Raw genomic sequence first — 19,953 nt, 5'->3', positions numbered from 1 at the left:
ATTATTTTTGCCGTGCAAAAGAAATATATTTCAAAGCCTTTAAATTAAAAAAAGTTCTTTCTACATATGCTAAACAGAAGACATATTCGTGTAAAAGTTATGCAAACCATTTATGCTTTCAAAGGGGGCGAAAGTGATGACTTTAGTAAAGATCAAAAATTTTTACTGTTTAGTATAGATAATATGTACAATCTGTATTTGTTATTAATATCACTACTCATAGAAGTTCAAAAAAGAGCTGAAGAGCATTTAGAAAAAAAGCAAAAAGCACATTTAGCAACCAAGGATGATAAAGATCCAAACAGAAAGTTTGTAAACAATCAGTTGCTACATATTCTTAAAGACAATACCCAACTTAAAAATCAGTTTGACGCTTATAAAATTACTAATTGGGAATTAGACAGTGAGTATGTTGATGTTATTTTTAGAGAAATCATGACTAGTGATTTGTATAAAGATTACATGACAACCAGAACGTCTGATTTTAAGGAAGATAAAGATTTTATTGTTGATGTTTATAAAAACATTATAGCGCCTAACGAGAAGCTTTATGATTACATAGAAGATAAAAATTTAACATGGTTAGACGATCTTCCTACTGTAAACACAACTATTTTGAAGTTGTTGAGAAAATCAAAAGCAAGCTCGCCAGACAATCAATTTACACCTAAATTATATAAAGATCAAGACGATAAACAATTTGCAATAGATTTGTTTAAGAAAACCATTCTTAATCAAGCGGTTTTAAACGCTGAGATTGAAAAAAGAACACAAAATTGGGATTCAGATAGAATTGCTAATGTAGATTTTGTTTTGTTACAAATGGCTATTTGTGAATTACTAAACTTTTCTTCAATTCCTGTAAAGGTTACAATGAATGAATATTTAGAAATTGCGAAAGAATATTCAACTCCTAAAAGTAGTATATTCATTAACGGAATTTTAGATAAGCTAGTTAAAGAATATGAGGCTGACGGAAAATTAACAAAACTAGGGCGTGGACTGATGTGATTTTCTGTTAAGAAGTCGATAAAAGTTTTTAATAGATCAAATAATTGTTATTTTTACATTCCGAAAATTAAAACATTTATTATGAAAAAAATAATAGTAGGATTAGGAGCCTTATGCGTGATAGCATTTACATCGTGTAAAGATAATGCAACTAAAAAAATTGATGAAAAAAACGTCGCAGTAGCAGCTGAAAGAGATGCTAATTCATCAAAATTTCCAGTTATGACTTTTGAAGAAATGGAACATGATTTTGGAGACATAGAAGCAAGAAAACCTGTAGAAACTATCTTTAAGTACAAGAATACTGGAGATGCTCCTTTGGTAATTACCAACATTAAAACATCATGTGGTTGTACCGTTCCAAAAGATTGGAGTAGAGAACCGTTGCCAGCAGGAGAGTCAGGACAGTTTACCGTAAAATTTAATGGTAGTGGCGCAAATAAAATAACCAAAACCATTACGGTTACTGCCAATACAGAAAAAGGATCAGAAGTTTTAAAAATCATGGCGTTTATAAAACCTGACCCTAATACAACTAATAACACAGCACACTAAAAAAAGAATATGGGAGATTTACAAAGTTTTTTACCGTTTATATTAATGTTTGTTGTTATCTATTTTTTTATGATAGCACCACAAATGAAACGAGCAAAAAAAGAAAAGAAATTTGCAGCCGAGTTAAAACGCGGCGATAAAGTTATAACCAAAAGTGGGTTACATGGCAAAATTTTAGAATTAGGTGATAAAGATAATACATGTATTATTGAAACCATGTCAGGAAAAGTAAAGTTTGAGCGCTCTGCCATTTCTATGGAAATGAGTACAGCGTTAAATGCTCCTGCAAAAACAAAGTAAAAAGACTAATTATTTATTTAAACAAAAAAGCTTCCTAAATGGAAGCTTTTTTTATTTATTGATTAGAGAAGTTTTTTATTGGCAGTCTTTAATTATTTTTTCAATCTCATCCATTTTGATACCATATTCTTTTCTTAACGAGCTTAATCGTTTTCTATTATTGAAAGATGTTGGAATCCTTAAGCGCGATTTTATAAACTCTGCTGGTATTTTATATTTTTTTGATATCTCATCAAGAGTCATGTAGCCTCTAATCTCAATTATAGCATCAGATTCTTCGGTATCTCCAACAGTAATAGTTGCCTGTCTTCTATCATTATGCTCTGTACTAGTTATTGTGGGATTTGTAAAAAATGGCACAACAATAATCATTGTGCATATGGTAATGAATGATACTGTAATTAACTTGCTAACTAGTTTTTGTTTTGTTATTCTTTTATATACAGAAATAATTGTTTTCCAATGTAAAAAGAGATGAATCACTAATAATCCAAGTAAAACAAAAGCGATAACAAGGTGAATATATCCCCATTCGTGTCTATCCATTCCAAACAAAGAAAGTTCAACATTCTTACCATAAATTACATTTCTTTCTTTACCAGAAATCAACGTATATTTTATTAAAAAACCTATGCCTACAACGGCAGACATGCATATAAACATTAAGGCATTTATTATAAAATTCAGTGTTGATTTTTTCATGATATGTTGTTTTTCTTGGGTTAACGATCGAATATAAATTGTTTTTTATTGGTTGGGTTTATATAGCGTTAAATTTAATTGATTTTTCTCACAAAAAAATATAAATAAATGTTTTTTAAGAATGTTTCGTGTTTTGTTATAACCTGTTACTTTGAATTATCAATAATTCTGTTTTAATACTATTCTTTACTTTAAATAAGCTTATTCTAATGAGTTATTTTAAAAGACTATTTCTTTTAATTAACAAAGTTGTAAGTCATTACCAAACCAGCCATAATAAGTGCAACACCTATCATAATCTCCAAAGTTTTATCTTTTGTTTTTAAGGTTAATTTATGTCCAAATATGGCTCCACCTGCAAAACCAAGCATAATAGGCCATGCATATTCTAAATGAATATGTCCTTGAATCGCATAGCTAATAGTGCCTGTAATACTTGTAATAATAATCATAAAAAGAGCAGTAGCTGCAGCTGTTTTAGGAGGTATTTTAAATGCTTTAATCATAATTGGAGTTTTAAGAAAACCTCCTCCAACACCGAATAATCCAGCCAAACCCCCTGAAGTTAAACCAAAAAACACTAATAATAAAAGATTGATATGGTACTTAATGTTGTTGTTCTCATCTTTTATGGTGATTTCAGGTTTCATTTGGTTAATTCTGCTTACCAAGCTTTCTTTGTCATTTTTTAATTGTTTTTTCTTGAATTTAATTAAGAAAGAAAGTCCTAAAATAATAACAATAAACGCAAAGATAACCTCGACACTCTTAGCTGTGATATACGCCATAAAGAGACTACCAAGAATAACACCTACAATGGTTGGTAATTCTAATAGAATGCCTACTTTAAAATCAACCGAATTTTTTCCGCTATTTAAATAAGTTGAAATCGCAGAAGATGGAATGAGAGAAATCATTACAGCCCCAACAGCATCTCCCAGGTTAAAATGAAATAATGTTACAAGCAGAGGAACAATAAAAAGCCCTCCGCCAAAACCAACAATTGATCCGAACAGGCTTATTAAAAAGCTAATCGCAATTAAAGAACAAATAGTAAGAATGCTAAATGTCATAATTATTTAGCTATCTTTTTTTGAGCTGTTAATTCTGCAATTTTACAAATAACTTCTGTTGCTTTTATCATACTTTCTACAGGCACATATTCATAGCGACCATGAAAATTATGTCCACCAGCAAAAATATTTGGACAAGGTAAGCCCATATAGCTTAGCTGAGAACCATCTGTTCCACCACGAATGGCTTTAATAAGAGGCTTTATATTTAGTTCTTTCATGGCTTTTTCAGCAATATCAACAATATGCTTAACAGGTTCTACTTTCTCTTTCATATTGTAATATTGGTCTTTTATCTCAGTTATGATAACTTCCCTTCCATATTGTGAGTTAAGTTCTTTAGTAAGCTTTCTCATCACTTCTTTTCTGGCTTCAAAATGATCTCTGCTATGATCTCTTATGATATATTCTAATACCGTTTCTTCAACTTCTCCTTTTATAGAATGCAAATGGAAAAAACCTTCGTAACCTTCTGTATGTTCAGGAGTTTCTAAACGCGGTAAGGAGTTGATAAATTCTTGAGCAATATACATCGAGTTTATCATTTTGCCTTTGGCATAACCTGGGTGCACTATTTTTCCTTTTACCTTTACAACGGCTCCGGCCGCATTAAAATTTTCATATTCTAATTCGCCTATTTGACTTCCATCCATTGTGTAAGCCCAGTCAGCACCAAATTTTTTTACATCAAACTTATGAGCACCACGACCAATTTCCTCATCAGGAGTAAAGCCAACACGGATGTTGCCATGTTTTATTTCTGGGTGCTGTATTAAATATTCCATAGCCGATACTATTTCGCAAATACCGGCTTTGTCATCAGCTCCCAAGAGTGTTGTGCCATCTGTTGTAATTAGAGTTTGCCCTTTGTAAAGTAATAAATCTTCAAAATAATCAGGTGATAAAACAATATCTTGTTCTTTATTTAAAACGATTTCTTTTCCGTTATAGTTTTCAATAATTTGTGGGTTTACATTTGTTCCAGAAAAATCTGGAGACGTATCAAAATGAGATATAAAGCCTATGGTGGGAACATCGTAATCTACATTACTGGGTAGTGTTGCCATAATATAAGCATTCTCATCGATGGTAGCATCTTCTAATCCAATTTCTTTAAGTTCTTTAACTAGAGTATTGGCTAAATCCCATTGTTTTTTTGTACTTGGTGTTTCTTGAGAATTGGGATCTGATTGTGTGTCAACAGTAACGTAACTAATAAAACGTTTTATAATGTGATTTTTTGAAATCATTGTAAATGAATTTTAGGTGTTTTTAAGTAAAAAATGTTCGTTTGAGAGTTATAAATAAAAAACCCTTAAGAACATCAAAAATACGATTATTAATTTTTTTGTGATTTGAATTGGCTGATTTTTTATTTAAAACTATTTTTGTACAAATAATACTTGATGTACAAACAACTCCTTCGCCCATTATTTTTTTGTTTCGATCCCGAAAAAGTTCATCATTTTACGTTTTCAATGATAAAAGGCTTATCTAAAGTACCGGGAGTACAATCAATTTTTAGAAGTTTATTTGTTATTGAAGATGTTAAGCTAGAAAGGAAGTTACTAGGGCTTATATTTAAAAACCCCGTTGGATTAGCAGCTGGTTTTGATAAGAATGCCGTTTTGTACAATGAATTAGCAAACTTTGGTTTTGGCTTTATAGAAATAGGAACGGTGACACCAAAAGGACAAGCTGGCAATCCTAAAAAGCGTTTGTTTAGGTTGAAGGAAGATCAAGGTATTATTAACAGAATGGGATTTAATAATGCGGGTCTTGAAAAGGTTATTAGTAATTTAAAAAAAAACAAAGGAACTGTTATTATTGGTGGTAATATTGGTAAAAATACAGCCACAAAACCAGAAGACTATACACAAGACTATTTAGAATGTTTTAATGCACTCCATCCTTATGTTGATTATTTTGTGCTGAACGTTAGTTGCCCCAATGTAGGTAGTCATGCCAAACTAAATGATAAAGATTATTTGGAAGAGCTTATCGGAGCAGTACAATTAGCCAATAACGCTTTTCGTAACCAAAAACCTATTCTTTTAAAAATAGCTCCAGATTTAAATAATCTACAGTTAGATGAAATTGTACAATTGGTGGTTGACACCAAATTAGATGGCGTTATTGCTAGTAATACTTCTGTTGACAGAGCTGGTTTAAAAATGCCTAAGGACCAATTAGAAATCATTGGTAATGGAGGTCTGAGTGGCCAGCCAATTAAAGATAAAAGTACTCAAGTTATTAAATACCTTTCAGAAAAAAGTAAAAAAGCATTTCCTATAATTGGTGTTGGAGGTATTCATTCAGCAGATGATGCACTAGAGAAATTGAATGCTGGTGCCGATTTAATTCAGATATACACAGGGTTTATTTACGAAGGTCCTAAACTTGTTAAAACAATTAATAAGGCTATACTCGAACAAGGTTAAAATCTATTTTATAAATTTCTTTACAATTTTAGAATCTTTATTTTGTATCGTCATTATGTAGGTTCCAGCGTCTAATCGACTTAAATTAATTGGTTGATTGTTATTAGTGAGAGTACCTAAACTATAGGTCTGACCCAGCATATTTGTAATTTTATACTTAATGGGGTCAGAGCTATTAAATTTAATATACAATAAATCACTAGTAATAGGATTTGGATAGAGTCTAACATCTTTTAGTGAATCCGAATTTGGATTGCTCGCTATAGAGGTGTCTGTTTCTTCACCAAAATAATCATCTTTAATAGATTCGTAAAAGGTATACATTCTAGCCAGTTGTTGTTTTGAAAAATGTGAGCGACAACCTTTCATGGAATACGACATAATGTTTCCTGTATCTGGATTAAATTTATCGCCATTAGCATCCGTTTGGCAACCGACATAGTGACAAAAATTATTAACGTTTTTTGATGTTAACATAGGGTCTGCAGGCGTATCTGAAATAAAATCACCTGTAGTTGCAGAGTTTGAACCATCTACCAATTCTTCAGTTAGTTTATTGTTATCTAAACCATGAGTATGAATTAATGAGAAAAAATGTCCTAACTCATGAATGAGAGAAGAACCGTTTGTCGCACAGCCATTTTTCATAAAAATAACGTTAGAACGGTTTTCAGTATGAGTGTATCCACAAATATCTTCATCCGACGGGTTTTTAATATCGTCTGCAAAATAAATATTAATAACTTTTGGAACATTATGGGCATTAACTAACGAACTTTCATCGCACGATTTAAAATGATAAAATGCGTCATCATCAATATAATCTATGTCATCCGCTAGTGTAAATTCCATTAATGCATCAGAAAAAATAGCGTTTGCGTTAGCTATAGCATCTTCAAGTTCAGAAACGGTAAGACCTCCTGTTCCTTCAGATGTTCGTATGATATGCGCTTTAACTGGAATAGAATTTTTGACCAAATCAGACGATTTAGTCCCTGAAGTTTTGGAAGCTAAAATCTCATTTTTATAAGTATCTAATTTAGGATTGATAGATTCATAAAACGATATAGATTTAGAAGTCGTGATTGTTCCACAACCTATTTCCTTACTATTTTGAGAATAGAGGTGAGGGGATAACGATAACAGTATCGATAAAAAGATAATATTGATATTAATATCAAAAACTTTCATGGGGGCGAAGTGTTTATCAAATGTATTTGATAATTAAAAAAAGAAGTAAAAAAAACGTTCAGTAACGATTTTATTCGTTCTTAGTTGTTAAATTGTTGATATATGATAATATAGAACAGTTTTTTAATCAAATGATACTTCTTGAAAATTAATTCCTTGGAGGTTATTGTGTTATATGATTCAATAATATTATTTTTATCACCTCTATATGAAGCAACCTAATGCCTGAACAAATAAAGATTATTGAATGCCCCAGAGATGCTATGCAAGGTATCAAGGATTTTATTCCAACAAAGAATAAAGTACAGTATATTCAATCGTTATTACGAGTTGGGTTTGATACCATTGATTTTGGAAGTTTTGTTTCTCCAAAAGCGATTCCTCAAATGGTAGATACCGCAGAAGTATTGTCTCAATTGGATTTAAGTAAAACAACAAGTAAATTATTGGCTATAGTGGCTAATGAAAGGGGTGCTGAAGATGCTTCTCAATATAAAGAAATAGATTATTTAGGCTATCCTTTCTCAATTTCCGAAAATTTTCAAATGCGTAATACGCATAAAACCATAGCGCAATCAGTTGTAATTCTTGAACATATTTTAAATATTGCTAGTAAAACCAATAAAAAGGTAGTAGTATACATTTCTATGGGCTTTGGAAATCCTTATGGAGACCCTTGGAATGTCGATATAGTAGGCCAGTGGACAGAACAGCTGAGTACAATGGGAGTAAATATTGTTTCATTAAGCGATACTATAGGAAGTTCGAATGCTGAGAATATTCATTATTTGTTTTCAAACTTAATTCCGTTATATCCAAACATTGAGTTTGGAGCTCATTTACACACTGTAGCTTCTAGTTGGTTTGAAAAGGTGGATGCAGCATACAAATCAGGATGTAAACGTTTTGATGGCGCCATTCAAGGATTTGGAGGATGTCCTATGGCAAAAGATGAACTTACTGGAAATATGCCTACAGAAAAACTATTATCTTATTTTACATCTAAACAATCCAACCCCTTAAATGCTTTAAGTTTTGAAAGCGCTTACAATGAAGCTAGTAAGATCTTTAAATTTTATCATTAGATAAATTTTATTTAAAATAATTCTAAATAAGGTTTGTGATATTGGTTTTCTGTTTTATATTTGCGGCTAAAAATAACATTATTTATAATTAGTCTAAATAAAAACAAATGAAAACTAAAACAACAATCTTATTAGTATTAGTAAGTACATTTACGTTTGCTCAAACCGTTAGAGATTCTATAACTTTTGATCCACAAAAACAACAAAATGCAGCTCAGAGTATCTTGTCTGGTAATTATGGCAAATCTGTCATAGTAGGAGCTTATGGAGAATTAACATATAACCAACCTGAAAGTAAAAATGGAGAATTAGATGTACAACGTTTAGTGCTTCTTTTTGGGTATAAATTTAATGATAAAACGCAGTTTGTAACGGAAGTTGAATTTGAGCATGTTGAAGAAGTTTATATTGAACAAGCTTTTGTTAATTACTCATTGGCATCTAATGTCAGTCTTCGTGGGGGGTTAATGTTAGTCCCTTTTGGTATTATTAATGAATTTCATGAGCCAACGACGTTTAATGGAGTAGAAAGACCAAGCGTTGACAATGTAATTGTCCCAACTACCTGGAGAGAAATTGGTTTTGGTATAGCAGGTAGGTTTAATAATTTGTCTTTAGGCTACCAAGCTTATGTTTTTAATGGTTTTAAATCTACATCTTTTGATGGTCAGGGTGGTGTAAACGGTGTTCTTAAAGGTTCAAATGCTTTGCGAGGGGGCAGGCAAAAAGGAATTCAGTCTACTATTGATAGCCCAACCTTATCAGTTAAGTTTGATTATTATGGGTTACCAGGCTTAAGATTAGGTTTATCAGGATATTTTGGAGATACCCAAGCAGACGATGATGTTGAAGACATAGCTGGAGCTAATATTGGTATTTCAATGGTAGGGTTAGATATGCGCTATGCTTATCAACGTTTTACAGCAAGAGGTCAGTATGTATATGGTTCTCTTTCAGGTACAGATTCCTATAATGATTTAACAGGAAACGATTTAGGTAGTGCCTTACAAGGCTGGTATTTAGAAGGGGCTTACAATTTGTTACCAACATCAAAACAACAGCGTTTGTTCGCCTTTGTTAGATACGAACAGTATGATACACATGCAGAGACTGCTGGTTTACTACCTAGAAACGATGCGTATAACAGAAATGATTTAACAACAGGATTAAGTTATCATATTGCGCCTGGGGTTGTGTTTAAAGGTGATTATCAGTTTAGAAATAATGCTTTAGCAGGATCTAAAGTAGATAACCGATTGAATTTTGGAATAGGAGTTTGGTTTTAATGCTTATCAATATAACAGCATCATATAGTCCTTAACCATATGATGCTGTAATTTGTAAAGTTAAATTTTATTATATTACTAAATATGAAATACATTTTATTGATTACATTCATAATATTATTTAATGGCCTGCCAAAGAATATTGAAAAAAAGGTGTTTAAAGAAATTGAAAGCACATTCGAAATTGAAGACTTTGAAATTATTGGAGTTTCAATTGATCCTGCTATTTCAAAAACATTACCATCTGAGTTTGGTAAAGATAATTTGTTTAAAATTATCTCTAAAGAAACCTTTTATGGGTATGCCTATGTATCTCAGGCAGCAAGTAAAACAGCGCTATTTGACTATTTAGTATTACTAGATAAAGACTTAGTCGTTATTAAAACAAAAGTTTTAATTTATCGAGAAGAATATGGTGGAGAGATAGGAAGTAAGCGGTGGTTAAAACAATTCATAGGGAAAACACAAGATGATAATTTGAAATATGGGCAAGATATTATAGCTATTTCTGGCGCTACCATTTCGGTAAGATCATTTACAGAATCCATCAATAATTTTTTGAAATCAATACAAATTCTTCACAAACAAAATATTTTATAAATGCAATTAAACGGATTTATATATAAGTTACCTAAAGAACTTAAGTTGTTAATAGCTGTATTTGTTATAGTGTTAAGTATTGGCTTCTTTTCAGGGTTACTATTTGTTGGAGAAACATCATCAGTAGACCCAAATGGCATAGAGGAACAATATTTAGGTAATGAAGATAATGAGAGCGCTGAGGTTATGAAGTTTAAAAAAAGTGATAAAGAAATGTTATCTATAGTGCATTCTCATATCTTATCAATGTCCGTTATTTTCTTTTTACTTGGCATTCTTATTTCTATTACAAAACTTCCCAAAAAACTCAAACTATTTTTAATGACGGAACCTCTTTTATCTGTATTATTAACTTTTGGAGGATTGTTTATGCTTTGGGAAGGCATTATTTGGATGAAATATATTGTAATGATTTCGGGGACATTAATGACTTTGTCCTTTACAGGTTCTGTCATTATTATTTTAAAACAATTACTTAAAAAGCAGTAACATTAAAAAAAGGTTAAAGGTTTGTATAAAAAATAAAATATCTCAAATTAGTTGTACATTTGCACGCAATTATAACCTAATTGCATCATGACCGCACATCAAAATAAAATTTTAGGAGAAGGACTTACTTACGATGACGTTCTATTAGTTCCTGCTTTTTCTGAAGTACTTCCACGAGAAGTCAATATTCAAACAAAATTCACAAGAAATATTACTATTAATGTTCCCGTTATTTCGGCTGCAATGGATACGGTAACTGAGAGTAAAATGGCTATTGCTATGGCTCAGGAAGGTGGTATTGGTGTATTACACAAAAACATGACTATTGAGGCGCAAGCTTTAAAAGTAAGACGTGTTAAACGTGCCGAAAGCGGTATGATTATAGATCCAGTAACATTGCCATTAACCGCCACAGTTTTTGATGCTAAACAAAGTATGGCAGAGCATAGTATTGGTGGTATTCCTATTATTGCTGAAGATGGCACTTTAAAAGGTATTGTTACCAATCGTGATTTGCGTTTCGAGCATGAAAAGAAACGACCTATTATTGAAGTAATGACAAGTGAAAACTTAGTAACAGCGTCAGTGGGAACCTCGTTAAAAGATGCAGAAATCATTCTACAGGAACATAAAATAGAAAAACTACTCATCGTTGATGACAATTATAAATTATCTGGGCTAATAACCTTTAGAGATATTACTAAATTGAGTCAAAAACCAAACGCTAACAAGGATGAGTATGGTCGTTTGCGTGTTGCTGCTGCTATTGGAGTGACAGCTGATGCTTTAGAACGAGCTGAAGCTTTGGTGCAAGCTGGAGTTGATGCGGTTGTTATTGATACGGCTCATGGGCATACAAAAGGTGTAGTTTCGGTTTTAAAAGATATCAAATCAAAATTCCCAGAATTAGATGTTATTGTTGGAAATATAGCCACTGCAGATGCTGCTAGATATTTGGTAGAGGCAGGTGCAGATGCCGTTAAAGTAGGGATTGGCCCAGGATCAATTTGTACTACAAGAGTCATTGCTGGTGTTGGTTTTCCGCAGTTTTCGGCAGTATTAGAAGTTGCTGCAGCTCTTAAAGGAACTGGTGTTCCAGTCATTGCCGATGGAGGTATTCGTTATACAGGAGATATTCCAAAAGCTATTGCTGCTGGTGCAGATTGTGTTATGCTTGGCTCGTTATTGGCAGGTACTAAAGAATCGCCCGGGGAAACCATTATTTATGAAGGACGTAAATTTAAGTCTTATCGAGGAATGGGTTCTGTAGAAGCTATGAAACAAGGTAGTAAAGACCGATATTTTCAAGATGTTGAAGACGATATTAAAAAGTTAGTTCCAGAAGGTATTGTAGGGCGAGTGCCTTATAAAGGTGATTTATATGAAAGTATTCATCAGTTTATAGGTGGCTTACGAGCTGGTATGGGCTATTGTGGTGCTAAAGATATTGAGGCTTTAAAAGAAAACGGACGCTTTATAAAAATTACAGCGAGTGGCATCAATGAAAGTCATCCACATGATGTAACTATTACCAATGAGTCTCCTAATTATTCAAGATAGATTTAAAAAATAAAATTATTAAAATAGTTCTGATTTAAAAATATTAAGAGGCCGTTTTATGTATGTCATTCGGAAGTGTAAATATAAAGGTACTTCCTTTACCTATTTCGCTTTCAACCCAAATTTCACCTTGGTGCTTTTCTATAAGCTCTTTACAAAGTATTAAACCTAAACCACTTCCATTTTCGTTTGCCGTTCCTCTTGTTGAAATATTAGATTCAATATCAAATAATTTACTGTAAATTTCTCTTTGCATTCCAACCCCGTTATCCGAAACCGAAATTTGTATTTGATTGTGGTCTGAAATGGCCGATACTTTTACATATCCACCTGTATTTGTAAATTTAATGGCATTAGAAATAAGATTTCGCAAAACGGTATCCAACATATTCTTATCTGCATAAATTTCAAGATTAGCGTCGGTATCAACATCTAATTTTATATTTTTAAGTTCAGCTGTTGAGTTAGAAATTTCTATTATTTCTTTTATGATATTTGATAATAATAGTTTGGTAGGCACAAATTTAATTTCTCCTGATTGAGACTTGCCCCAGTTTAATAAATTTTCTAATAACGATAAGGTGTTTTTAGCAGATGTATTTATTATTTGTAAAAACTTCTCTGATTCTGAAAAGTCATAGTCTCTACCGTTATCTATTAAAAGTTCTGAAAAACCCAAAATACTATTAAAAGGACTTCGTAAATCATGAGCAATAATTTGCATCAAACGGTCTTTATCTTTATTGACTTTTATTAATTCTGTATTTACTTCATTTAATTTTGCTAACGTATTGTTAAGCGCTGAATTTTTATTTAATGATTCTCTTTGAAGATTAGACACTTCACTTACTAATAAATGTAACGTTTTATTCTGAGTTAAATTCTGAACAGAATCAGAGCCCCCAATTAAAAGGATTGAATCTTCTTTTTTAAAAATTTTTGCATCTATTGAGTAGTTAACTGAATTATATTCGCCTATTGTTAAATATCCTTCAAATATCAAATTATTATTATTTTTTTCAAGAGTTAACAGTTTATCAAATGATGGATTAATAAAGGAGTCACATGCGTTGCTTTTTATTAGAGAATCGAAAGCATTATTCGAAAAAATTAAATCTTTTTTAGTAGAAAAAAGAGCAACACAAATTGCTTTGTTTATTAGCAAAGCATCTAATATTTCAGAAGACCAATTTTTAAGCATTAATGTATTATTATCCGTGTTTTTTTCGATATTCTAAATAACTCACTCGCTGTACTAATTGGTGTTAATCTTGTGGCGCTTTCAATCAGCCTATTTTTCTCCATTTTATTTATAATTATGAATGAATAATTCAATACTGTTTAAATCTTTTAGATGAATAATGTTTGAATATTTTGTAATCAACTCTTGTCCACCATGCCTAAAAGCCAGTCCGCCTACTAATATAGTCGTGTCAGGAAATTCTCTTCTAATGTTTTCAATCAGAGTTTCTAATAGCGGTAGGTGAAAATACAAACTAACAGAAATTGATATAATATCTGGACTCGTAATTTTTGCAAAATCAATTAAGTCTTTTGTTGGCATATTAGTACCAAGAAAAAAGGTGTCCCATCCAAGAGATTCGAACATAGTACCAACCATTTTTATACCTATTTGATGAAACTCATTTTCAACACAACACAATAGTACTTTTTTTTGAGACTTATCCGATGAAATAATGCTTGAATAACCTTCATTTAAAATAGACTCAACTATGGCTGATGCAAGATGTTCTGTTCCAACACTAATTTTATTTGATTCCCAAAGTTCTCCTATGTCATATAAAGAAGACTTTAATACCTCTTCATAAATATGTTTAAAAGGAATTTTGTTTTCAAACAGTTCTCTAATTAATTGAGAACATCCTGCTTTATTTCCTACAAGTAATAATTTTAGGAATTCTTGCTTTTTGTCTTTAAGCCGAATTGTCAACATATGATTAAGAAATTAATATAAAAATACAAAAAATATACTATTTTTCGAATGCCAAGTAATTGTTTTAATTAACTCAACAATATCAAAATAGTGATGCTTATGTATTATTATAAACCTGCCCGCGATGCGGTTTTAGCGCATCGCGAATGGGTTTCATAGCCGCTTCGTCAACCACTAAAAAGGCAATTGTATGCAAGGGATTTAGATCTTCAATACCCGTAATGGAAATATCTAATTTTTCAATTGTAATATATTGCTTTAGATGAATTTCGTGATGCTCCGCAATTTTGTGTGCGTTAGGCCCACGAAAATCCCATATAAGTTTTAATTTCCGCATGAATTGTGGTCTTATAAATTTAAAAAACAAAGATACTAAAGATGTCTTACATCCGTTTTGTTAAACAACTTGTAATATGGCTTTATATTACTATTTTTGTATCGATAGTCTAAATTTTTTTAAATGACATTTAAATATTTCCCTCTCTTAGCATTGTTTTTATTTTATTTTAAAGCTAGTGCACAGTCAAATTCAGAGGAGGTACTTTTTACAATTCAAGATGAACCTATATATAGTTCAGAGTTTATTAAAGTTTACAATAAAAACTTAAATCTTGTTGAAGATGAATCTCAAAGTGATTTAAATTCTTACTTAACACTTTTTATTAATTATAAACTTAAAATTAAAGAAGCTTATTCTTTAGGACTTCAAAATAAAGCATCTTATAAAAGAGAGTTAGATGGTTACAGAAAACAATTAGCTGAAAATTTTATAAATGATACAAAAGTAACCGACGACTTAGTTAAAGAAGCTTACAACCGCATTTCAAACGAAGTTAAAGTGAGCCACATATTAATTAGGTTGCCAGAAAATGCGAGTCCACAAGACACTTTGGTTGCCTATAATAATATTGTAAAGTTGCGTAATAGAGCCTTAAAAGAAGGATTTGATAAGGTTAGAAAAGAAGTGCATAATGGACAAACGGTTTTTGGTGAAGATTTGGGTTATTTTTCAGCATTCAGAATGGTCTATCCTTTTGAAAGTGCAGCCTATCATACCAATGTAGGAGATATTTCAAAACCGTTTAGAACACGTTTTGGTTATCATATTCTTAAAGTATACGACAAACGTAAATCAAGAGGAGAAATAACCGTAGCACATATTATGGTTACTAATAAACCAGAGGATTCAATTTCTAATAGTTCTGAAACACGAATAAACGATATTTATAAAAAAATACAACAAGGTGAAGATTTTGAAGCCTTAGCTAAACAATTTTCTGAAGATCCAAGTTCTTCAAATAAGGGAGGGAAACTAGCCCCATTTTCTGGAGGACAATTAAGTTCACAGGTATTTGAGGATACGGCGTTTAGTTTAAATAATATAGGAGACGTATCAAAACCAATTAAAACAAAATACGGTTGGCATATTATCAAACTATTAAATAAAAAACCAATTCAACCTTTTCAGGACATGAAGCCAGAATTGGAAATGAAGGTTAAACGTGATGATCGTTCTCATTTAATTGATGATGCGTTGTTTGATAAGTTGAAAATTAAATATAAAGTTACCGACGAACAGCCAGCATTAGGGTATTTCGAATCTATTTTAAACGACAATTATTTTAAAAAAACATGGGAACTCCCGGAGGGTTTTCAAGGAAGTAAGCCATTAATAAAAATAGGAGAGAAGCAGTTAACTTTTCAGGATTTTGCAAATCAGCTACTAAAAAGTCAACGAATTGCTCAAAAAGCATCCTTTAAGGAACTTGTTGCAAAAGAATACAATATGTTTTTGAAAAAGAATTTAATTAAATATCAAGAAGATCATTTAGAAACAGAAAATAAGGATTTTGCCAGCATAATAAGTGAATATCGTGAAGGGTTATTACTCTTCGATTTAATGGAATCTACTATTTGGAATGCGTCTAAAACAGATACAACTGAAATTAAAACCTATTACAATAGTCATAAAGATAATTACAGATGGCCTGATAGAATAGATGCTATTGTAGCTTCTTCAGCAAACGAAAAAATTTTAAAAAAGGCAGCAAAACTGTTAAAGAAAAACATCGATTTAGAGACTATCAAACAAACATTTAATACCAACAATAAAGTAAATGTTATGTTTACGGTAGGTGTTATGGACAATCAAAATCAAGCATTACCTAATAATTTCCCTTTTAAAAAGGGAATTTCAAAAATATACAATCATAATAATTCCTATGTTGTTGTTCAAGTTAAAGACGTTTTTCCGTCTTCACAACAATCCTTTGAAGAAGCAAAAGGAAAGATTATAAGCGATTACCAAACCGATAAAGAACATAAGTGGTTACAAGGATTAAAAGATAAATATAAAGTGGTAATTAATGAAGAAGCCTTAAATCACGTAAAATTAAAATTAAACAAGCAATAAGTGAAATTTATACTATATACAGTTCTGCTAATCAGTATTACATCATGCTCGTTCTTTAAGGAAACAGATGATAGAGTTCCTGTGGCTAGGGTTAATGATTCATATTTGTACTATAATGATATCAAAGATTTAGTATCAGAGGGCACTCCAAAAGAAGACAGCACTCTTATAGTTCAAAACTTTATAAATCGTTGGGCAACACAACAATTATTTGTAGATGGCGCTAAGTTAAATTTAAGTGAAAGTCAGCAAGAAGCCTTTAACAAACTAGTAGAGCAGTACAAAAACGATTTATATACTAAGGCATACATAGAGGCTTTAGTAGAAAGAAGTATAGATACTACTGTAAGTTTTGATGAAGCCGAAGAGTATTACAAAACCAATAAGGAAGTTTTTAAGCTAAACGAAGAACTTATAAAATTCAGATATATACATGTTAATGAAGATATTATAGATTTTAAAGAGATAGAACAAAAGTTTAAAAGATTTAATAATGAAGATAAAAGAGAGTTAGATTCCATCTCTATTCAGTTTAAATCGTATTCATTAAACGACTCCATTTGGATACGAGTAAGTCAAGCCATTGATAAAATTCCAGTTATTAATGCAGAAAACAAAAATGAACTGTTAAAAAAATCTAATTTTGTACAACTCAAAGATTCATTAGGAGTATATTTGATGCAGATTAATGATGTTTTGTTGCGCAATGATACGGCGCCTTTAGAGTATGTAAAGCCAACTATCGATCAAATTGTTATCAACAAAAGGAAATTAGAACTCATTAAAAAATTAGAAAAAGATATCACAAAGGATGCTATTAAAAACAATCAATTCGAAATTTACAATTAATTTGAAATACATATTATTTTTATTTATAACAATGCTATCTGGGCAGGTTATATGTGCGCAAGAGATTATTCAGGATGAAACAAAAGATACAATAAGACCTGTAATTGATTCACTAAAAACAGAAACTAAAGAGCAGCTCAAAGACTCTGTTAATCCATTGAAACCTCAAAAAGTAGATGGTGTAGCCGCCGTAGTAGGAGATTTTATCATTTTAGATTCCGATATTGATAAGGCATACGAAGAATATAAAGCACAAGGTATAGATATATCAAATATATCTAGATGTGAACTATTTGGTAGTTTGTTAGAAAGCAAATTATATGCGCATCATGCCATACAAGATAGTATACCAGTGTCTGATGCTGAAATTCGCCAAAATATAGATTATCAAATAGAGCAGTTTTTGCAATCCACAAATGGCTCGATAGACAAGTTGTTAAAGTTGTATGACAAACCAGATGAAAAAAGTCTAAGAGAGGAAATGTTCGAAATCAATAAAAACAATGAATTGTCAAGAAAAATGCAGGCTAAAATTGTTGAAGATGTTGAAATTACTCCAGAAGAAGTAAGAGAATTTTTTAATAAGATACCTAAAGATCAACGACCAACATTTGGCACAGAACTTAAGGTTGCTCAAATAGTTGTTGAGCCAAAAGTATCTGAAGAAGAAAAACAACGTGTTATCGATCAATTAAAACAATTTAGAGCAGATGTGTTAGAAAATGGGGCAAGTTTTCGTTCTAAAGTAGTGTTGTATTCTGATGATAAAGCATCAATAAGTACTGGCGGTAAATATGTTTTGAATAGAAAGAAGCCTAGAATGGTTAAGGAATTTAGACAAGTAGCTTTTTCACTTCAAGAAGGAGAAATTTCAGAACCTTTTGAAACAGATTTTGGTTTTCATATTATCTATTGTGAAAAGATTAGAGGAGAAGAGTACGATGTTAGGCATATACTTTTAATACCAAAAGTGTCTGATGAAGCTATTAAAGAAGCTAAAGAGCGTATTGAAAAAATAAGACAGCGTATTGTTGATGGTGATATCTCCTTTGCAGATGCTGCTAAAGAATCTAGTGATGAAAAAGAAACACGTGCAGATGGTGGACAACTTATTAATCCTAAGACACAAGATTATAATTTTGAATTAACAAAAATGGATCCGGAATTATATTCTCAAATTCAAAATTTAAAAGATGGAGAAGTCAGTTTGGTGCAAACAGAACAAGATAGAACCGGGAAAATTAAATTTAAAATATTGACCGTCACTGATAGAATAGATGAGCACGAAGCTAATTATGCTCGTGATTATTTAAAAATAAAAGAGCAAGCGCTTAACGAGAAAAAAATAAAGGCCATCGAAGCATGGCAAAAGGAAAAAATTAAGGATACTTATATTAAAATTGGTGATTCGTATAAAGATTGTGATTTTACTAATAATTGGTTAAAAAAATAATATATGTCTGACGTAGCAGCCGTAGAACAATTTGTAAAACGATATCAAGATTTAAAAACTGAAATTGCCAAAATAATCATTGGTCAAGATGAAGTTGTAAACCAAATATTGATTTCAATTTTCTCAGGTGGTCATTCCTTACTAATAGGAGTGCCAGGATTGGCTAAAACCTTAATGGTAAACACGATTGCTCAAGCACTTGGGTTAGATTTTAAACGTATTCAGTTTACGCCAGATTTAATGCCTAGTGATATTTTAGGAAGTGAAATTTTAGATGAGAACAGACATTTTCATTTTGTAAAAGGGCCTATTTTTTCAAATATTATTTTAGCCGATGAGATTAACAGAACACCTCCAAAAACGCAAGCAGCCTTATTGGAAGCTATGCAGGAGCGTGCGGTTACCGTTTCTGGGCATCATTATGAATTAAGTTTACCCTATTTTGTTTTGGCAACGCAAAACCCTATTGAGCAAGAAGGAACGTATCCTTTACCAGAGGCGCAATTAGATCGTTTTATGTTTGCGGTTAATTTAGATTATCCATCATTTGAAGAGGAGGTACAAGTAGTAAAGTCTACAACTACAGATTCAAAACAACAGATTAATGCCTTGTTTACGGCTGAAGATATCGTAGGTTTCCAGCACCTTATTCGTCGTATTCCTGTAGCTGATAATGTTATTGAATACGCGGTGTCTATGGTAAGCAAAACTAGACCAAATGGAAAATCTGCTACCGATTTAGTTAAAAACTATTTAGATTGGGGAGCAGGTCCTCGTGCCTCACAAAACTTAATTTTAGCCGCAAAAACCCACGCAGCTATTCATGGTAAATTTTCTCCAGATATTGAAGACGTTCAAGCCGTTTCAAGTAGTATTCTAAGACATCGAATTATAAAAAACTATAAAGCAGAAGCAGAGGGAATCACAGACGACCAAATTATTAAGAGCTTGTTTTAAAACCCTTTAATTTCTATATTGATAAATCACCATT

At 31.6% G+C, this 19,953-nt stretch carries 20 protein-coding genes; 13 read left to right on the top strand and 7 right to left on the bottom strand.

The features are described from left to right. Nucleotides 1–66 precede the first annotated feature (66 nt). The 3 genes from nusB to yajC all read left to right on the top strand — a co-directional run bounded on the left by nusB (nucleotide 67) and on the right by yajC (nucleotide 1,866). A complete protein-coding gene (gene nusB / locus G5V56_RS07835) occupies nucleotides 67–1,011 on the top strand; it encodes a transcription antitermination factor NusB (protein WP_240911246.1) in 945 nt (314 codons plus the stop codon). An 81-nt stretch (nucleotides 1,012–1,092) separates the two neighbouring features. Next, nucleotides 1,093–1,566, top strand: a complete 474-nt coding sequence (locus G5V56_RS07830; RefSeq protein ID WP_166963579.1) for a DUF1573 domain-containing protein — start codon at nucleotides 1,093–1,095, stop codon at nucleotides 1,564–1,566. A 9-nt stretch (nucleotides 1,567–1,575) separates the two neighbouring features. Continuing rightward, nucleotides 1,576–1,866 carry a preprotein translocase subunit YajC gene (yajC, locus tag G5V56_RS07825; protein ID WP_166963577.1) on the top strand — a complete coding sequence of 97 codons (291 nt, stop codon included), beginning with the start codon at nucleotides 1,576–1,578 and terminating at the stop codon, nucleotides 1,864–1,866. Between the two features lie 75 nt (nucleotides 1,867–1,941). Here the strand turns inward: yajC and G5V56_RS07820 are convergent, their stop codons facing one another. The 3 genes from G5V56_RS07820 to pepT all read right to left on the bottom strand — a co-directional run bounded on the left by G5V56_RS07820 (nucleotide 1,942) and on the right by pepT (nucleotide 4,891). Further along, complete coding sequence (locus tag G5V56_RS07820) at nucleotides 1,942–2,568, bottom strand: DUF4405 domain-containing protein (protein ID WP_166963575.1); 627 nt, start codon at nucleotides 2,566–2,568, stop codon at nucleotides 1,942–1,944. Between the two features lie 236 nt (nucleotides 2,569–2,804). Continuing rightward, nucleotides 2,805–3,641 (bottom strand): sulfite exporter TauE/SafE family protein, encoded by an 837-nt coding sequence (locus G5V56_RS07815; protein ID WP_240911244.1) that lies wholly within the window; start codon nucleotides 3,639–3,641, stop codon nucleotides 2,805–2,807. A gap of 2 nt (nucleotides 3,642–3,643) precedes the next feature. Continuing rightward, nucleotides 3,644–4,891 carry a peptidase T gene (gene pepT, locus G5V56_RS07810; protein ID WP_166963573.1) on the bottom strand — a complete coding sequence of 416 codons (1,248 nt, stop codon included), beginning with the start codon at nucleotides 4,889–4,891 and terminating at the stop codon, nucleotides 3,644–3,646. A gap of 156 nt (nucleotides 4,892–5,047) precedes the next feature. On the opposite strand from pepT, the gene G5V56_RS07805 reads away from it, so the two are divergent. Next, nucleotides 5,048–6,082 (top strand): quinone-dependent dihydroorotate dehydrogenase, encoded by a 1,035-nt coding sequence (locus tag G5V56_RS07805; protein ID WP_166963571.1) that lies wholly within the window; start codon nucleotides 5,048–5,050, stop codon nucleotides 6,080–6,082. Nucleotides 6,083–6,085: 3 nt separating this feature from the next. Here G5V56_RS07805 and G5V56_RS07800 read toward each other — a convergent pair whose 3' ends face one another. Next, a complete protein-coding gene (locus tag G5V56_RS07800; RefSeq protein WP_166963569.1) occupies nucleotides 6,086–7,273 on the bottom strand; it encodes a zinc-dependent metalloprotease in 1,188 nt (395 codons plus the stop codon). A gap of 221 nt (nucleotides 7,274–7,494) precedes the next feature. Between G5V56_RS07800 and G5V56_RS07795 the strand changes: the two genes are divergently transcribed. From G5V56_RS07795 to guaB, 5 genes are all read left to right on the top strand, one after another. Next, the gene (locus tag G5V56_RS07795; protein WP_166963566.1) at nucleotides 7,495–8,358 is read left to right on the top strand and encodes a beta/alpha barrel domain-containing protein; all 864 of its coding nucleotides are present in this window, start codon (nucleotides 7,495–7,497) and stop codon (nucleotides 8,356–8,358) included. Between the two features lie 107 nt (nucleotides 8,359–8,465). Continuing rightward, on the top strand, nucleotides 8,466–9,644 hold the full coding sequence (locus G5V56_RS07790; RefSeq protein WP_166963564.1) for a porin: 1,179 nt from the start codon (nucleotides 8,466–8,468) through the stop codon (nucleotides 9,642–9,644). 84 nt (nucleotides 9,645–9,728) lie between these two features. Beyond that, nucleotides 9,729–10,244 (top strand): FMN-binding protein, encoded by a 516-nt coding sequence (locus G5V56_RS07785; RefSeq protein ID WP_166963562.1) that lies wholly within the window; start codon nucleotides 9,729–9,731, stop codon nucleotides 10,242–10,244. Continuing rightward, the gene (locus G5V56_RS07780) at nucleotides 10,245–10,733 is read left to right on the top strand and encodes a hypothetical protein (protein WP_166963560.1); all 489 of its coding nucleotides are present in this window, start codon (nucleotides 10,245–10,247) and stop codon (nucleotides 10,731–10,733) included. Nucleotides 10,734–10,820: 87 nt separating this feature from the next. Further along, nucleotides 10,821–12,293, top strand: a complete 1,473-nt coding sequence (gene guaB / locus G5V56_RS07775) for an IMP dehydrogenase (protein ID WP_166963558.1) — start codon at nucleotides 10,821–10,823, stop codon at nucleotides 12,291–12,293. A 43-nt stretch (nucleotides 12,294–12,336) separates the two neighbouring features. Here the strand turns inward: guaB and G5V56_RS07770 are convergent, their stop codons facing one another. From G5V56_RS07770 to G5V56_RS07760, 3 genes are all read right to left on the bottom strand, one after another. Next, entirely contained in the window at nucleotides 12,337–13,494 is a 1,158-nt protein-coding gene (locus G5V56_RS07770) for a sensor histidine kinase (protein ID WP_166963556.1), read from the bottom strand. Between the two features lie 105 nt (nucleotides 13,495–13,599). Next, a complete protein-coding gene (locus G5V56_RS07765; protein WP_166963554.1) occupies nucleotides 13,600–14,247 on the bottom strand; it encodes a cobalamin B12-binding domain-containing protein in 648 nt (215 codons plus the stop codon). 97 nt (nucleotides 14,248–14,344) lie between these two features. Further along, nucleotides 14,345–14,584 (bottom strand): hypothetical protein, encoded by a 240-nt coding sequence (locus G5V56_RS07760; protein ID WP_166963552.1) that lies wholly within the window; start codon nucleotides 14,582–14,584, stop codon nucleotides 14,345–14,347. Between the two features lie 123 nt (nucleotides 14,585–14,707). Here G5V56_RS07760 and G5V56_RS07755 point away from each other — a divergent pair, with 123 nt between their 5' ends. From G5V56_RS07755 to G5V56_RS07740, 4 genes are read left to right on the top strand one after another with little or no spacing between them, the layout of a single operon-like run. Further along, nucleotides 14,708–16,660, top strand: a complete 1,953-nt coding sequence (locus G5V56_RS07755; protein ID WP_166963550.1) for a peptidylprolyl isomerase — start codon at nucleotides 14,708–14,710, stop codon at nucleotides 16,658–16,660. After that, nucleotides 16,661–17,509, top strand: a complete 849-nt coding sequence (locus G5V56_RS07750) for a peptidyl-prolyl cis-trans isomerase (RefSeq protein ID WP_240911243.1) — start codon at nucleotides 16,661–16,663, stop codon at nucleotides 17,507–17,509. Further along, nucleotides 17,472–18,962, top strand: a complete 1,491-nt coding sequence (locus tag G5V56_RS07745; RefSeq protein WP_166963548.1) for a peptidylprolyl isomerase — start codon at nucleotides 17,472–17,474, stop codon at nucleotides 18,960–18,962. Before G5V56_RS07750 ends, G5V56_RS07745 begins: the two co-directional genes overlap by 38 nt. Nucleotides 18,963–18,965: 3 nt before the next feature. Further along, on the top strand, nucleotides 18,966–19,919 hold the full coding sequence (locus tag G5V56_RS07740) for an AAA family ATPase (RefSeq protein WP_166963546.1): 954 nt from the start codon (nucleotides 18,966–18,968) through the stop codon (nucleotides 19,917–19,919). The last annotated feature ends 34 nt before the right edge of the window (nucleotides 19,920–19,953 follow it).

The organism is Yeosuana marina (assembly GCF_011762485.1).
In the GTDB taxonomy this organism is placed as follows: Bacteria; Bacteroidota; Bacteroidia; order Flavobacteriales; family Flavobacteriaceae; genus Yeosuana; species Yeosuana marina.
Note: the sequence above shows the minus strand (reverse complement) of the source record. Positions and strands in the feature narration are given on the sequence as shown.

What these genes read in the sequence shown, in the direction of transcription:
- nusB (WP_240911246.1), top strand. Translation starts at nt 67, where the DNA reads ATGCTAAACAGAAGACATATTCGTGTAAAAGTTATGCAAACCATTTAT.
- G5V56_RS07830 (WP_166963579.1), top strand. Translation starts at nt 1,093, where the DNA reads ATGAAAAAAATAATAGTAGGATTAGGAGCCTTATGCGTGATAGCATTT.
- yajC (WP_166963577.1), top strand. Translation starts at nt 1,576, where the DNA reads ATGGGAGATTTACAAAGTTTTTTACCGTTTATATTAATGTTTGTTGTT.
- G5V56_RS07820 (WP_166963575.1), bottom strand. Translation starts at nt 2,568, where the DNA reads ATGAAAAAATCAACACTGAATTTTATAATAAATGCCTTAATGTTTATA.
- G5V56_RS07815 (WP_240911244.1), bottom strand. Translation starts at nt 3,641, where the DNA reads ATGACATTTAGCATTCTTACTATTTGTTCTTTAATTGCGATTAGCTTT.
- pepT (WP_166963573.1), bottom strand. Translation starts at nt 4,891, where the DNA reads ATGATTTCAAAAAATCACATTATAAAACGTTTTATTAGTTACGTTACT.
- G5V56_RS07805 (WP_166963571.1), top strand. Translation starts at nt 5,048, where the DNA reads ATGTACAAACAACTCCTTCGCCCATTATTTTTTTGTTTCGATCCCGAA.
- G5V56_RS07800 (WP_166963569.1), bottom strand. Translation starts at nt 7,273, where the DNA reads ATGAAAGTTTTTGATATTAATATCAATATTATCTTTTTATCGATACTG.
- G5V56_RS07795 (WP_166963566.1), top strand. Translation starts at nt 7,495, where the DNA reads ATGCCTGAACAAATAAAGATTATTGAATGCCCCAGAGATGCTATGCAA.
- G5V56_RS07790 (WP_166963564.1), top strand. Translation starts at nt 8,466, where the DNA reads ATGAAAACTAAAACAACAATCTTATTAGTATTAGTAAGTACATTTACG.
- G5V56_RS07785 (WP_166963562.1), top strand. Translation starts at nt 9,729, where the DNA reads ATGAAATACATTTTATTGATTACATTCATAATATTATTTAATGGCCTG.
- G5V56_RS07780 (WP_166963560.1), top strand. Translation starts at nt 10,245, where the DNA reads ATGCAATTAAACGGATTTATATATAAGTTACCTAAAGAACTTAAGTTG.
- guaB (WP_166963558.1), top strand. Translation starts at nt 10,821, where the DNA reads ATGACCGCACATCAAAATAAAATTTTAGGAGAAGGACTTACTTACGAT.
- G5V56_RS07770 (WP_166963556.1), bottom strand. Translation starts at nt 13,494, where the DNA reads ATGCTTAAAAATTGGTCTTCTGAAATATTAGATGCTTTGCTAATAAAC.
- G5V56_RS07765 (WP_166963554.1), bottom strand. Translation starts at nt 14,247, where the DNA reads ATGTTGACAATTCGGCTTAAAGACAAAAAGCAAGAATTCCTAAAATTA.
- G5V56_RS07760 (WP_166963552.1), bottom strand. Translation starts at nt 14,584, where the DNA reads ATGCGGAAATTAAAACTTATATGGGATTTTCGTGGGCCTAACGCACAC.
- G5V56_RS07755 (WP_166963550.1), top strand. Translation starts at nt 14,708, where the DNA reads ATGACATTTAAATATTTCCCTCTCTTAGCATTGTTTTTATTTTATTTT.
- G5V56_RS07745 (WP_166963548.1), top strand. Translation starts at nt 17,472, where the DNA reads ATGCTATTAAAAACAATCAATTCGAAATTTACAATTAATTTGAAATAC.
- G5V56_RS07740 (WP_166963546.1), top strand. Translation starts at nt 18,966, where the DNA reads ATGTCTGACGTAGCAGCCGTAGAACAATTTGTAAAACGATATCAAGAT.